The organism is Escherichia sp. E1V33, from assembly GCF_004211955.1.
In the GTDB taxonomy this organism is placed as follows: Bacteria; Pseudomonadota; Gammaproteobacteria; order Enterobacterales; family Enterobacteriaceae; genus Escherichia.
The window spans coordinates 174,533-189,374 of the sequence record NZ_RHJI01000003.1 but is presented as its reverse complement, the minus strand read 5'-3'; the positions used below and the strand labels follow the sequence as shown (position 1 = coordinate 189,374).

13 protein-coding genes are annotated in these 14,842 nt (G+C 51.0%); 3 read left to right on the top strand and 10 right to left on the bottom strand.

All coding sequences use genetic code 11. The annotated features are described in order from the left end of the window. Positions 1 to 12: 12 nt before the first annotated feature. The 9 genes from carA to D9742_RS02555 form a co-directional block, all read right to left on the bottom strand. Complete coding sequence (gene carA, locus D9742_RS02595) at positions 13 to 1,161, bottom strand: glutamine-hydrolyzing carbamoyl-phosphate synthase small subunit (protein ID WP_001589662.1); 1,149 nt, start codon at positions 1,159 to 1,161, stop codon at positions 13 to 15. A 455-nt stretch (positions 1,162 to 1,616) separates the two neighbouring features. Continuing rightward, positions 1,617 to 2,438, bottom strand: a complete 822-nt coding sequence (dapB, locus tag D9742_RS02590) for a 4-hydroxy-tetrahydrodipicolinate reductase (protein ID WP_130235896.1) — start codon at positions 2,436 to 2,438, stop codon at positions 1,617 to 1,619. A 166-nt stretch (positions 2,439 to 2,604) separates the two neighbouring features. Continuing rightward, positions 2,605 to 3,519, bottom strand: coding sequence for a ribonucleoside hydrolase RihC (gene rihC, locus D9742_RS02585; RefSeq protein WP_130235895.1), 915 nt, complete (start codon positions 3,517 to 3,519; stop codon positions 2,605 to 2,607). A gap of 65 nt (positions 3,520 to 3,584) precedes the next feature. After that, positions 3,585 to 4,535, bottom strand: a complete 951-nt coding sequence (gene ispH, locus D9742_RS02580) for a 4-hydroxy-3-methylbut-2-enyl diphosphate reductase (RefSeq protein WP_001166395.1) — start codon at positions 4,533 to 4,535, stop codon at positions 3,585 to 3,587. Position 4,536: 1 nt separating this feature from the next. After that, the gene (gene fkpB, locus D9742_RS02575; RefSeq protein WP_000004655.1) at positions 4,537 to 4,986 is read right to left on the bottom strand and encodes an FKBP-type peptidyl-prolyl cis-trans isomerase; all 450 of its coding nucleotides are present in this window, start codon (positions 4,984 to 4,986) and stop codon (positions 4,537 to 4,539) included. A gap of 107 nt (positions 4,987 to 5,093) precedes the next feature. After that, positions 5,094 to 5,588 carry a signal peptidase II gene (gene lspA / locus D9742_RS02570; RefSeq protein ID WP_000083381.1) on the bottom strand — a complete coding sequence of 165 codons (495 nt, stop codon included), beginning with the start codon at positions 5,586 to 5,588 and terminating at the stop codon, positions 5,094 to 5,096. After that, the gene (gene ileS, locus D9742_RS02565) at positions 5,588 to 8,404 is read right to left on the bottom strand and encodes an isoleucine--tRNA ligase (RefSeq protein ID WP_130235894.1); all 2,817 of its coding nucleotides are present in this window, start codon (positions 8,402 to 8,404) and stop codon (positions 5,588 to 5,590) included. The genes lspA and ileS overlap by 1 nt, the downstream gene beginning before the upstream one ends. A gap of 42 nt (positions 8,405 to 8,446) precedes the next feature. Next, positions 8,447 to 9,388: a bifunctional riboflavin kinase/FAD synthetase gene (gene ribF, locus D9742_RS02560; RefSeq protein ID WP_130235893.1), complete on the bottom strand. Its 942-nt coding sequence runs from the start codon at positions 9,386 to 9,388 to the stop codon at positions 8,447 to 8,449. Between the two features lie 7 nt (positions 9,389 to 9,395). After that, positions 9,396 to 9,614 (bottom strand): DUF2575 family protein, encoded by a 219-nt coding sequence (locus tag D9742_RS02555; protein ID WP_130235892.1) that lies wholly within the window; start codon positions 9,612 to 9,614, stop codon positions 9,396 to 9,398. Between the two features lie 102 nt (positions 9,615 to 9,716). Here D9742_RS02555 and rpsT point away from each other — a divergent pair, with 102 nt between their 5' ends. The 3 genes from rpsT (at position 9,717) to D9742_RS02540 (ending at position 13,840) form a co-directional block, all read left to right on the top strand. Further along, complete coding sequence (gene rpsT, locus D9742_RS02550; protein ID WP_001274021.1) at positions 9,717 to 9,980, top strand: 30S ribosomal protein S20; 264 nt, start codon at positions 9,717 to 9,719, stop codon at positions 9,978 to 9,980. Positions 9,981 to 10,387: 407 nt separating this feature from the next. Next, positions 10,388 to 11,761, top strand: coding sequence for an MFS transporter (locus tag D9742_RS02545; RefSeq protein WP_130235891.1), 1,374 nt, complete (start codon positions 10,388 to 10,390; stop codon positions 11,759 to 11,761). A gap of 39 nt (positions 11,762 to 11,800) precedes the next feature. Beyond that, complete coding sequence (locus D9742_RS02540) at positions 11,801 to 13,840, top strand: glycoside hydrolase family 31 protein (protein ID WP_130235890.1); 2,040 nt, start codon at positions 11,801 to 11,803, stop codon at positions 13,838 to 13,840. Between the two features lie 57 nt (positions 13,841 to 13,897). Here the strand turns inward: D9742_RS02540 and nhaR are convergent, their stop codons facing one another. After that, positions 13,898 to 14,797: a transcriptional activator NhaR gene (gene nhaR / locus D9742_RS02535; protein WP_001295755.1), complete on the bottom strand. Its 900-nt coding sequence runs from the start codon at positions 14,795 to 14,797 to the stop codon at positions 13,898 to 13,900. Between the last annotated feature and the right edge of the window lie 45 nt (positions 14,798 to 14,842).

Genomic DNA, 14,842 nt, shown 5'->3' with positions numbered 1-14,842 from the left:
TTTTACTCCTGATTACTTAGCGGTTTTACGGTACTGCTCAATTAACTCGATAAAGTGGTCGAACAACGGCGCGGCGTCGTGTGGACCAGGGCTGGCTTCAGGGTGACCCTGGAAGCTGAACGCCGGTTTATCGGTGCGATGAATGCCCTGTAACGTACCGTCGAACAGGGATTTATGCGTGACACGCAGGTTTGCAGGTAATGTTGCTTCGTCCACCGCAAAACCGTGGTTCTGAGCGGTGATCATCACCACGTTTTTCTCAACATCTTTAACCGGATGGTTGCCGCCGTGGTGGCCGAACTTCATCTTGATGGTCTTCGCACCGCTCGCCAGTGCAAGCAACTGATGGCCGAGGCAGATGCCGAATACCGGAATATCGGTTTCGAGGAATTTCTGGATGGCGGTAATGGCGTAATCGCACGGGGCCGGGTCGCCAGGACCGTTGGAGAGGAAGATGCCGTCTGGATTCATTTTCAGCACATCTTCCGCAGAAGTTTGCGCCGGAACGATGGTCAGGCGACAGCCTCTATCCACCAGCATCCGCAGGATGTTGCGCTTGGCACCAAAATCATAAGCCACGACGTGGAACGGCAGCTCGTCTTCTTTTTTCGCTTCTGGCAGGCCGCCGGTCAACGTCCAGCTCCCTTGTGTCCAGCTATAGGCTTCTGCGGTGGTCACTTCTTTTGCCAGATCCATGCCGTTCAGACCTGGGAACGCGCGGGCTTTTTCTAACGCCAGCGCCGCATCCGGGTTATCGCCTGCGATAATGCAGCCATTCTGTGCGCCTTTCTCGCGCAGTAAACGCGTCAGCTTACGGGTATCAATATCGGCAATCGCCACGATGTTATGGCGCTTCAGGTAAGAAGAGAGGTCTTCGGTATTACGGAAGTTGCTGGCAATCAGCGGCAGGTCGCGAATCACCAGACCTTGTGCATGTACCTGAGAAGATTCTTCATCGGCGTCATTAGTGCCGACATTGCCAATATGGGGATAAGTAAGAGTAACGATTTGACGAGAATAGGAAGGATCAGTGAGGATTTCTTGATAACCGGTCATTGAAGTATTGAAAACGACTTCCCCAACCGCCGAACCTGTTGCCCCTATGGCCCGACCGTGAAACTGGGTTCCGTCTTCCAGAACCAATAGCGCTGACTTAATCAAAACACCCTCCAGGGAATATTCACTCACTTTATTTGCATATTAATTCACAATGATGACGTAAATCAATGCAAATCTGCTTACCGACGAATTTCTGGCAAACGGCGGCATTCTGGAGATATGGGAGCTAAAAGTCAACTTAATGGCGGGATTTTTTATATTATTTTGTGGCTCATGCATGTTTTACAGGCATTAAGCGACAAAAAGATCATCTAACCTGTTCTGGAAAACGCTTGCGCAGCAAGAAGATTGCATGAAATTAAAACGAGAAGAAAAAAGTGGACCAAATGGTCAAAAATTACATTAAAACAACAAAAATAGAAGACAAAACATGTAATTTTTAGTGCTTGCATAAAATTTAAAAATATAACACCAAAAATAAAAGGGCTAAAAATTAAAGCCCTTTATAATCAATAAATTAAATATGTTATTTTTGCATCACCATACATATTTTGTGGTTACAAATTATTGAGATCAAGCACATCTCGCATATCAAAAAGACCACTTTTCTTACCACTCAACCACAAAGCCGATCTTACCGCGCCGTTAGCAAATGTCATGCGGCTGGACGCCTTATGGGTAATCTCCAGACGCTCGCCAATATCGGCAAACATGGCGGTATGTTCGCCAACGATGTCGCCCGCTCGCACGGTGGCAAAACCAATGGTGCCAGGCACACGTTCACCGGTATGGCCTTCACGACTGTAGACCGCGCAATCTTTCAGATCTTTGTCCAGTGCGTGGGCAATCGCCTCCCCCATCGCCAGTGCAGTGCCTGACGGTGCATCAACTTTATGTCGATGATGTGCTTCGATAATTTCTATATCGGTGTAGTCCCCCATCACTTTGGCTGCTTTCTCCAGCAGCTTAAGCATGACGTTAACGCCAACGCTAAAATTGGCGGCAAAGACAATCGCAATATCGGCGGCGGCGTCGCGAATCGCCTGTTTGCCTGCGTCATCAAAACCCGTTGTACCAATCACCATCCCTTTGCCGTGCTGGCGACAAAAAGCGAGATGATTCAGCGTACCTTCCGGACGGGTAAAATCGATAAACACATCAAAATCATCTTTTACCGCATCGAGGCTGCTTTGCACGGTAACGCCTGTTTTTCCGACTCCAGCCAGTTCACCGGCGTCGCTACCCAGTAAAGAAGATCCCTCACGCTCCAGCGCCGCGCCAAGCTGCACGCCCTCTAATGCCAGCGCCGCCTGAATCAACTGGCGGCCCATACGTCCCCCGGCTCCCGCGATGGCAACGCGGATGTTTGCATCATGCATAGCTATTCTCTTTTGTTAATTTGCATAGACCGTTTTCAGAGTAACCAGCGCATCGCTACGCCGCCAGCCAAAAACGCTGATAATTAGAAATTAATGATAAACAGGGAGGGATATCAGTGAAAGGCATGAGTCGATGAATGACTGCATGCCGATAACATGTGACAGGTTACGGCACCAGAGCCAGCACCTCAGCCACCCACTGTTGGAAGCCTTTTACATTCAGATCCAATGCCACCTGTACATTGGCTGGTTTGCCCAGGCAACCGTCGATATCAACCACCGTCGTGCCTGAGGTAAATTCGCCTTGAGTTTCTACCGCGACAAAACACGGCTTGAGGGTGAATAAATCCGGGCGCACCAGCCAGGCGATGGCGCAGAGATCGTGCATTCGCAGACCGCTTTGCATACTGCCGCTACGGTAGTGGCTAAACAGGGCGTGGAGCATTTTTCCGGTGCGATTCAACTCCGGCAAAGTAGCGAGATAGTCAGGGGTTAATATTGCCTGATTGGTGACATCCAGACCGCACATGACGATTTCAATACCACTGCGGAAGACACAGGCTGCCGCTTCTGGATCGGCAGCGATATTAAACTCGGCGTTTGGTGTACAGTTGCCGCGACCAGCAGAACCGCCCATGATCACCAGACGACGAATATACGGTTTACATTCCGGGCAGTGTGAAAGTAACAGCGCAATATTGGTTAACGGGCCGATGGCCACCAGGGTAACGGGCTCTGGTGCACGCATCAGGGCATCCCGAATCGCCAGAAACGCCGGTATCCCGAGTGGCTTTCGGTTGTGCTCAACAAAGTCGTAGCCAGCCATTCCCGATTCGCCGTGCACAGATGCTGCATCACGCGGTGCGCGTACCAGCGGCACAGCGGCTCCCTGGGCGAGCGGAATCTCCGCATTCCAGAAATGCAGCAGTTGCAGGGCGTTGCGGGTGGTTTTCTCAACCGAGACATTACCCGCGACGGTGGTCATCAGTTGCAGGTCGAGTTCGGGGGCAAAAATCGCGGCGGCAATGGCGACGGCATCGTCAATGCCGGGGTCAGTATCGAGGAAAATGGGTAAGCGCATGTTTTCTCCATAAAAAATGCCGGTAACAAGACCGGCATTTTCGCATAACTTAGGCTGCTAATGACTTAATCGACTTCACGAATATCGACACGCAACTCTTTCGGTACTTCGAAAACAATGTTTTCTTCGCGGCCTTCCAGCGGAATGGCTTCGCCACCGCCCAGCTGTTGCAAACGTGCCACCACATTCTGTACCAGAATATCCGGAGCCGATGCGCCCGCAGTCACGCCGACGCATTTAACCTCTTTCACCCACTCTTCCTGGATATCTTTCGCATCGTCAATCAAAAACGCGCGTTTGCCCATACGCTGGGCCAGCTCCGCCAGACGGTTGGAGTTGGAGGAGTTTTTCGAACCGACCACCAACACAACTTCCGCCTGTTCTGCCAGGGCGCGTACCGCTTCCTGACGGTTAGTCGTGGCGTAGCAGATGTCATCTTTGCGCGGACCGACAATTTTCGGGAAGCGTTTACGCAGCGCGTCGATCACATCAGACGTGTCATCCACCGACAGCGTGGTCTGGGTCATAAAGGAGAGTTTCTCTTCGTTTTTGACCGTCAGTTTCCACACATCGTCCGGCGATTCGACCAGATACATTCCCCCTTCCGGGTTACTGTACTGGCCCATCGTACCTTCCACTTCCGGATGCCCGGCGTGGCCGATGAGAATCGACTCTTCGCCACGGCGGCTGGCGCGGGCGACTTCCATATGCACTTTGGTCACCAGCGGACAGGTGGCATCAAACACCGTCAAATCGCGGCTTTTTGCTTCGTTACGTACCGCCTGAGAAACACCGTGTGCGGAGAAAATCAGGATCGCGCCGTCCGGTACTTCGCTAATCTGCTCAATAAAGATAGCCCCACGCTCGCGCAGGCTATCGACCACGTAGCGGTTATGCACCACTTCGTGACGGACATATATCGGTGCGCCGTAAATGGCCAGCGCGTTTTCAACAATGCTGATAGCGCGGTCTACCCCGGCACAAAAACCACGCGGGTTGGCCAACAGGATCTGCATGTTACGCCTCCAGTGCCGGATCGATTTCCAGCACTTCAATATCAAAATGAACGGTCTGCCCGGCCAGCGGATGGTTGAAATCAACGGTAATGGAGTCGCCGTTAATTTCGCGGATCACGCCAGGCATCTCACTGCCATCCATTGCGGTAAAAAGCATAATTGCGCCAATTTCTGGCTCGCCTGCATCCATAAATTCACGGCGGGAGAAGTACTGAATCAGGTCCGGTGACGGCACGCCAAACGCCGCATCTGGCTCCAGCGAGAAGGTGGTTTTATCGCCCACTTTCAGCCCCAGCAGGTGTTGCTCCAGCCCTTCGGAGAGAGAAGCATCGCCCAGGCGGAATAGCGCCGGTTTACCATTGTTACGGGTAGACTCGGCGGTGGTGCCATCGTCGAGTTTCAGCGTGAAGTGCACCAGGACGGCGCTATTGCTCTGTACAGATTCAGACATGCAGGTTTGCTCTTATATTTTGAGGATTTTTGCCGGATGCAGCCTACGATTTCGCAGCAATCTGTAGGCCGGATAAGATGCGTCAGCATCACATCCGGCAGGGTTTATTATTGTTTTTTCGCTTTAGAAGGCAAAAAACCTTCCAGCACAATCAGTGCCGCGCCGACACAGATGGCTGTATCAGCAAGGTTGAAGGTGGCGAAGTGCCAGTCGCCGACGTAGAAGTCGATCATATCGACAACGAAGCCGTGCCACAGGCGGTCGAACAGGTTGCCCAGCGCGCCGCCAATAATCAGCGCATAAGCGATATTGTTTAGCTTCTGCGTGGCCTTCGAGCGATACATCATCACCACCAGAATCACGCTAATACCAATCGCAATACCGGCAAAGAACCAACGCTGCCAGCCGCCGCTATCGGCAAGGAAACTAAACGCCGCGCCATAGTTACGCGCATAATGCAGATTAAGCGACGGGAACAGCGGTACCGTATCCCCCAGAGCAAAGTTCTGGAGGATCAGGTATTTGCTGCCCAGATCGATAATCAGCACGACTACCACCAGCCACAGCCAGCGTAGCCCTGTTGAACAGATCGATTGACTCATCAGGCAAACTTACGTTTTTCACCGTCACCGGCGACGTTGCTGACACAGCGGCCGCAGATTTCTGCGTGTTCCGCCACCTTGCCGACATCCTGGGTGTAGTGCCAGCAGCGTGGGCACTTCTCACCTTCGGCTTTACTCAACGCGACTTTCAGCCCTTTGAGTACTTCGCTCTGCTGAGCATCAGCAGGTGCGTCGTTATAGTCTGCAACGGTAGCGCCAGAGGTCAACAGGACAAATCGTAATTCATCGCCCAGCGCGGTCAGTTTCGCCGCCAGTTCCGGTTCAGCATACAGCGTCACTGCCGCTTCCAGCGAGCCGCCCACTTTCTTGTCGGCACGCGCTTGCTCAATGACTTTGTTCACTTCGCCACGCACTTTCAACAGCTCGTCCCAGAACGCATCGTTCATCGCTTCACTGTCTGCCAGACCAAACAGGCCTTCGTACCACTCGCCGGTGAAGACGTATTTTTCACGTTCGCCCGGCAGGTAGCCCCACACTTCATCAGCGGTGAAGGAGAGGATTGGTGCCATCCAGCGAACCAGCGCTTCCGCGATGTGATACAGCGCAGTCTGGCAGCTACGACGCGCCACGCTGTCCGCTTTCGCGGTGTACTGACGGTCTTTGATGATGTCGAGGTAGAAGGAACCCATCTCAACGGAGCAGAAGCGCATCAGACGCTGTACCACTTCGTGGAAATCGTATGCTTCATACGCCTTGAGGATATCTTCCTGTGCCGCTTTCGCACAACCTACGGCCCAGCGATCCAGTACCACCATCTCTTCCGGTTTCACCATATCTTTTGCTGGATCAAAACCGTTCAGGTTTGCCAGCAGGAAGCGCGCGGTGTTACGGATACGACGATAGCTATCGGCAGCACGTTTCAGGATCTCGTCAGAAACGGCCATTTCGCCGGTGTAGTCGGTTGATGCCACCCACAGACGCAGAATATCCGCGCCCAGCTTGTTCATCACATCCTGCGGCGAAACGGTGTTGCCGATGGATTTAGACATCTTGCGACCCTGACCATCCACGGTAAAGCCGTGAGTCAGTACCTGACGATACGGCGCTTTGCCTTTCATCGCGGTGGAGATCATCAGGGAAGACATGAACCAACCACGGTGCTGGTCAGAACCTTCCAGATACATGTCCGCTGCGTGACCAGCAAATTCCGGGCGCACGTCAACAACAGAAGAGTGGGTAGATCCGGAGTCAAACCATACATCGAGAGTATCCGGCACTTTCACATACTGGTCAGCTTCGTCGCCGAGGATCTCTTTCGCATCGAGATCCCACCACGCCTGGATACCGTCAACTTCAACGCGTTTAGCCACTTCTTCCATCAGTTCGAGGGTACGCGGATGCAATTCGTCAGTGTCTTTGTGCACGAACAGCGACATCGGTACGCCCCAGGTACGCTGACGGGAGATACACCAGTCAGGACGGTTAGCGACCATCGACTCGATACGCGCCTGGCCCCAGTCCGGGATCCACTGCACGCCTTTGATCTCTTTCAGTGACTGCGCACGCAGACCTTTCTGATCCATACTGACGAACCACTGCGGCGTTGCGCGGAAGATGATCGGCGTTTTGTGACGCCAGCAGCACGGATAGCTGTGCTGCATTTTCTCAACGTGCAGCAGCGCGCCTTTTTCCTGCAGCAGTGCAACGACGATGTCGTTCGCTTTGAAGACGTTCACGCCATCCAGCGTCGGGTAAGTACCCGGCAGATAAGTGCCATCCGGGCCAACCGGGTTAGCGGTTTCCAGACCATATTTCTGACCGATTACATAGTCGTCCGGACCGTGGCCTGGCGCGGTGTGAACGGCACCAGTACCGGCATCCAGGGTAACGTGATCGCCAAGAATTGCCGGAACATCGAAGCCCATAAACGGATGGGCAAAGCGCAGCAGCTCAAGCTCCGCACCTTTTACCGTGCCGAGAATGGTGTAATCGGTCACGCCGATACGCTGCATTACGCTTTCAACCAGATCTTTTGCCAGAATCACAGCCTGACCGTCGATCTGCACCAGCGCATAGTCGAAATCAGGTGCAATAGAGATTGCACGGTTCGCAGGCAGCGTCCACGGCGTGGTGGTCCAGATAACCAGCGAGATTGGGCCGTTAACGTTGCTGACGCCAAATTTCGCTTTCAGCGCATCCTGATCGACCGCCTGGAAAGCGACGTCAATGGACGGAGAAGTTTTGTCGTAATACTCAACTTCTGCTTCTGCCAGTGCAGAACGGCAGTCTACGCACCAGTGCACCGGCTTCGCGCCTTTGTGCAGATGGCCATTACCGATGATTTTGCCCAGCGCGCGGATGATGTTGGCTTCAGTTTTGAAGTCCATGGTCAGGTACGGGTGCGACCAGTCGCCCAGCACGCCCAGACGGATAAAGTCTTTGCGCTGACCGTCAACCTGGGTCGCAGCGTATTCGCGGCACTTAGCGCGGAACTCGGCGGCGGTGAATTTCTCACCTGGCTTACCGTATTCTTGCTCTACTTTCAGTTCGATCGGCAGACCGTGGCAGTCCCAACCAGGCACATACGGCGAGTCATAACCGGAAAGTCCTTTGGACTTCACGATTATATCTTTCAGAATCTTGTTAACCGAGTGACCAATATGAATGCTGCCATTCGCATAAGGAGGGCCATCATGCAGAATGAAGGTTTTTTTGCCTTTTTTAGCCGCACGGATGATGCCGTACAGATCATCATCAGTCCAACGCGCCAGCATTCCCGGTTCGCGCTTGGCGAGATCGCCACGCATCGGGAACCCTGTTTCCGGCAAATTCAGGGTTGATTTATAGTCACTCATCAGATTCTCGGTTCCGTATTTCGGTTTGATTACATAACAGGCTTAAGCCGGTTTTGTTAGCCCAAAAAATTCGCGGGCGGTTAATTCATCACGCGCAATCTGCGCTTTCAGTTCGTCCAGCGACGCAAATCGCTGCTCATTGCGTATTTTTTTACGCAGCACTACTTGTATATGGCGACCGTAAAGGTCCATTGCAACATCTAACAAATGCACTTCCAGCTGCTGGCGAATACCGGCAACCGTTGGGCGTGTTCCGATGTTTGCCACGCCGGGTAACGGCTTTTCACCGAGGCCCAGCACTTCCACCGCATAAACCCCTTTCACCGGGGAAACCTGACGGCGCAGCGGTACATTCGCCGTCGGGAAACCTATAGTGCGCCCTAATTCATCACCGTGGACCACACGCCCGGAGATGGCAAACGGGTGCCCCAGTAAACTTTCTGCCAGAGACAGATTATCGTCTGCCAGTGCCTGACGCACGGCGGTGCTGCTGATACGCACGCCACCTTCGCAAAAAGTTTGCGTACTGGTAATGTCAAAGCCGTATTCCAAGCCAGCTTTCTGTAATAACAAGAAATCGCCTTCACGACCAGCGCCAAAGCGGAAATCATCACCCACGGCGAGGAATTTTACCCGCAAATGCTTTACCAGAAGATCGCTGATGAAATTTTGCGCGGTCAACGCTGCAAAACGCCTATCGAAACGCACACAGAGCACGTAATCTACGCCGCACTCTGCAAGGTAACGCAGTTTTTCCCGCAGCCGGGTCAGCCGCGCCGGGGCTTTATCAGTGGCAAACAGTTCCAGCGGTTGAGGCTCGAAAATCATCACCATTACCGGTAAGTTTCGCCTGCGCCCTTCTTCCTGCAAGCCCTGTAACAACGCGCGATGACCGCGATGCACGCCGTCGAAATTACCAATAGTCAGCACACACCCTTCTTGCGGGGCCTGGCTGAGATTATGTATGCCGCGTATCAGCTTCATGTCTGGCTCAAAACAGTGAAAATCGTCCGAGTATACCTTGTACAGCGGTCAAGGTTAACCGGCGATTGAGTACCGAAATCAGAAAGAAGTGGCTTTTCATTGCCATGGCGCAAATCACAGGAAGAAACTCACGGCCTGCTGCAATTTTTATCGCGGAAAAGCTGTATTCACACCACGCAAGCTGGTAGAATCCTGCGCCATCACTACGTAACGAGTGCCGGCACATTAACGGCGCTTATTTGCACAAATCCATTGACAAAAGAAGGCTAAAAGGGCATATTCCTCGGCCTTTGAATTGTCCATATAGAACACATTTGGGAGTTGGACCTTGGCTAATATCAAATCAGCTAAGAAGCGCGCCATTCAGTCTGAAAAGGCTCGTAAGCACAACGCAAGCCGTCGCTCTATGATGCGTACTTTCATCAAGAAAGTATACGCAGCTATCGAAGCTGGCGACAAAGCTGCTGCACAGAAAGCATTTAACGAAATGCAACCGATCGTGGACCGTCAGGCTGCTAAAGGTCTGATCCACAAAAACAAAGCTGCACGTCATAAGGCTAACCTGACTGCACAGATCAACAAACTGGCTTAATTGCCAATTTGCTGAAGCTTTGTGAAAAAGCCCGCGCAAGCGGGTTTTTTTATACCTGCACGCCTGGAAGTTTCAAATGAAAGGCATCTCTCTTTTGCTTATTTCTGCCGCCATATATTCCCCTAAGTATAAAATATTTAACATTTCATCATAAAAGTTAAAATGTTTTATTCCCTGATAAAACGTGAACTGCATAACAAAATACAGAGAAACAAAGCTAAAAACGAATTAACGCAAACTTAAAACGAAAAATTATAATTGTCGCCATCACTCTCCTTAACTAACCTCATTCTCACAACGTTGTTTAAATCATTAATAAATATGCATTAAGGAAAGTCAGTATGTATTTGCTTAGAAAATAAAAGCTTTTTTTCTGAGACAGGCATTCTTGTTCTGGAGAGAATATAATGAGTTCCGTCATTGAAACTACTCAATCAACTTCATCCGATTCCTTACCTTTAATACAGCGAATTAGCTACGGCTCACTGGATGTTGCCGGTAATCTGCTCTACTGTTTTGGCTCTACCTACATTCTTTATTTCTACACCGACGTAGCAGGGATTAGTCTGGCGGTTGCAGGCATCATCCTACTGCTGGCGCGCATTGTAGACGGTATTGATGCGCCAGTGTGGGGGATCATTATCGATAAAACCCATTCGCGTTATGGAAAATGCCGTCCATGGTTTTTATGGTTACCATTACCTTTTGCTGTATTTAGTGCACTTTCTTTCTGGTCACCCGATATCAGCATGACAGGAAAAGCTGTTTATGCAGCAATATCGTACATGTTAGCCAGCATTCTGTTTACTGGGTTGAATACACCATTAAGCGCCATATTACCGTTGATGACGCTGTCACCAAAGGAACGTCTGGTATTAAACTCATATCGCATGACTGGTGGGCAAATTGGCGTACTATTAATGAATGCGACAGCATTGCCATTGGTCGCTTTCCTTGGTAATGGTAACGATAAAGCAGGCTTTATTTATACTGCCATTGTCTTTGCTGTAATATCCTGTGCCTTAACGTTGTTTGCCTTTAAAAATATTCGCGAACTGGATACCGATAAAATACAGCAAGAACCACGACTGCCGATGAAAAAGAGTTTTTCGGCAATGAAGGGGAACTGGCCGTGGATCCTGATGGTAGTGGCGAACCTCATCTTCTGGATTGCCCTACAGCAGCGCAACACCACTATTGTTTACTATTTAACCTACAATCTGGATCGCAAAGATCTGGTCCCGCTGGTTAACAGTCTCGCCACCATTCAAATCCTGTTTATTATTGCCATTCCGTTCTTCAGTCGCTATCTCACCAAAACCTGGATTTGGATTACCGGGCTGCTGGTCGCGATGTTAGGCGGGGGCCTCATGTGGCTAGCTGCCGACAGCATCCCTTTGATGATCGCCGCCTGGGTACTCGCCAATATCGGCAGCGGTATCGCCTGTTCTATGCCTTTCGCGATGCTCGGTTTCGCCGTTGACTTTGGTCGCTGGAAAACCGGCATTAAAGCTACCGGCATTCTGATCGCCTTCGGCAGCACCTTCTGCATCAAGATGGGCAGTGGTATCGGTACAGCTTTCGCAGCCTTGATTATGGACAGTTTTGGTTATATCCCCAACCAACAACAGACGGCTGCGGGGTTGGAAGGTATCAGTCTGGCATTTATCTGGGTCCCTGCGCTGCTCTTTGCTCTCGCGGCTGTACCACTGCTCTTCTTTCGCCAGTATGAAGCGATGGAAGGTCGCATCCAACACGATCTGCAAGCCCACAATCGTTGAATTTAATCAACATGCCACTTGCTCCTGGGAGGAACAATTATGTCGTTTATTAAGCAAGATCCCCACCGTCTGGTCTGGCAACAAGACGATCGTTATCTCTGGATTGAGGCCTGGGGCGAAAACAGTTTACGCGTGCGAAGCGGCCGCCATTTACCGGTAATGCGCAATGAAAACTGGGCGTTAACTCAGGATCCTGGCGATGCTATCGCTCATATCACCTGGGATGAAAAACAGGCAACGCTGAGAAATGGTAAAATCACTGCCATTGTAAATCTTCAGGGCCAGCTCTCTTTCTGGCGTAATGATGATAAATGCCTGCTGCAAGAGTTCTGGCGTCAACGTGGCGAAATTGGTGAAGATGAGTCCGCACACGGCCAATATGTGAGCGCTCTTAATCTACAGGCCCGTGAATTCAAGCCTATTCCTGGCGGGAAATTCACAATTAAGGCACGATTTGAAGCCAACGATGGCGAGAAACTGTTTGGCATGGGCCAGTATCAGCAACCAAATCTGGATTTAAAAGGTTGCATGCTGGAGCTTGCACAACGTAACTCGCAGGCTTCTGTTCCCTTCCTGCTATCAGATCAGGGTTATGGTTTTCTGTGGAATAACCCAGCAATTGGCCGCGTCACCTTCGCGCAAAACGGCACGGAATGGGTAGCAGAGGTCAGTGAACAACTGGACTACTGGATCACCGCGGGCGATACACCGGCTGAAATCAGTGAAGCCTATGCACGAGTAACCGGTACGCCACCGATGATGCCTGATTACGCAATGGGGTTCTGGCAATGCAAGCTTCGCTATCGTAATCAACAAGAATTGTTAGAGGTCGCACGCGGCTACAAGCAACGCAATCTTCCGATCTCGGTGATTGTCATCGATTTCTTCCATTGGCCTAATCAGGGCGACTGGATGTTCGATCTGCGTGACTGGCCAGATCCCGATGCGATGATCGCCGAATTAAAAGAAATGGGCATCGAACTGATGGTTTCATTCTGGCCTACCGTAGATAACCGTACCGAGAGTTATCGGGAGATGAAAGAAAATGGCTGGCTGGTCCATACCGAACGTGGTTTGCCGATCAATATGGATTTCCTTGGCAACACCACATTCTTTGATGCGACCCATCCTGGCGCACGGGAATATGTCTGGAACAAAGCCAAACGCAATTATTACGATAAAGGCGTGAAGCTGTTCTGGCTGGATGAAGCCGAGCCAGAGTTCGGTGTTTACGATTACGACAACTATCGTTACTACGCAGGGCCTGTGCTGGAAGTCGGTAATATCTATCCGCGTATGTACGCCAAAACTTTCTTCGATGGCATGCAGGCAGCCGGAGAAAAGCAGGTGATCAACCTGCTACGTTGCGCCTGGGCCGGTAGTCAGAAATATGGTGCCCTGGTGTGGTCAGGCGATATCCACTCCTCCTTCCGTTCTCTGCGCAATCAGTTTGCTGCCGGGCTGAACATGGGAATTGCCGGGATCCCGTGGTGGACGACGGATATTGGCGGTTTCCACGGTGGCAACATACATGATCCAAAATTTCATGAACTGCTTATTCGCTGGTTCCAGTGGGGGGTATTCAGCCCAGTAATGCGTTTACATGGCAACCGCGACCCGCAAGTTTTGCCAGAACAACCCTATCGTGATGGCATCGCACAATGTCCGACTGGCGCGCCGAATGAAGTCTGGAGCTATGGTGAAGAAACCGGTGAAATTCTCACTTCCTGCCTGCTGTTGCGTGAGAAGCTGAAACCTTATATCAGTAAAATTATGGCTGAGACGCACGAGAAGAACAGCCCGGTAATGCGCACGATGTTCTTTGAATTTCCTGACCAGGCTGAAAGCTGGAACATTTATGATCAGTACTGCTTTGGCCCGGACCTTCTCGTTGCCCCTGTAATGCACGAAGGTACACGTTCACGTGATGTCTGGTTGCCTGCCGGAGAGACATGGATCGATTTTTATACCCATGAACACTACGCGGGTGGGCAAACGCTTCATCATTGTGCGCCGCTGCACCAGATACCGGTATTCATTCGCGAGAAAGGGAAATATCGCCAGCTATTACCCGCTTAAAGGACATTGTTTGTTCATTAGCACGCCCCGTATATAGCGGGGCGTGAGTTCTAATATCTATCGTGAGGCAGGAGAAAACAACGAAGAATAATCCGTATTACAGATACGCTGTACTGCCGGATGCTGAATCATGCGTTCAGCAAAAATGGCATGGTACTCTTCCATCACATTCTCAACGCGGCCAATTTCTACGACAGTTTTATCAGCATAAAAATCATATGCATAAAGCGTCGGCGCGACAAAAATAGCATTGTGCATCGCGCCAAAAGCTTTCATCAACGCGGCATCATCAAATTCACCAAGAATCTCGACGTTTAATCCCTGAGAATTAAACCAGTTAAGCAATTTACGCCCTAACATGGAGCGACGCCCAGGAATCAGTAGCCGCCGTTCTTCCAGACAAGCCGGGAAAGGTTTTTCCGGCGGCGGATTTGTGCACCAGAAGCTCACGCCGCATTCTCCAATCCTCACGGAGAACAGGCCTTCCTGCTGCGTAGAATCTATCGGGCAGTCCGAAATAATCATGTCCAGTTTATGCTGGCTTAGCTGCTCGAGGAGCATTTCGTGAGTAGACTCAAAGCAACGTAGATGAATCGGCTCCCCTTCTACCACTGCGGCGTTCAGTACGCTACTGACCAGACGTTTGGAAAGCGCGTCAGCCACGCCAACATCAAACAATAAATTGGACTCTTTGCGATAATTCACGATATCCAGCATTTCCTGACTTAAAGTGAACATTTTATCGGCATAGCGATAGACCAGCTCCCCCAGTTCACTGGGTTCCAGACCGCGCCCTTTACGCTTAAATAATTTCCCTTGCAGACGCTCTTCCAGCGCCCTGATCTGCCCGGTAATCGTTTGTGGTGTTAAATAGAGCGCCTCCGCTGCGCCAACCACAGAACCTTCTTTGTAGACATGCCAGAAGTAGTATAAGTGGTTGTAATTGATATGAGACATGCTCATTTCTCTCCCTGATAACAATGAAAAGGGAGCCGTTTATGG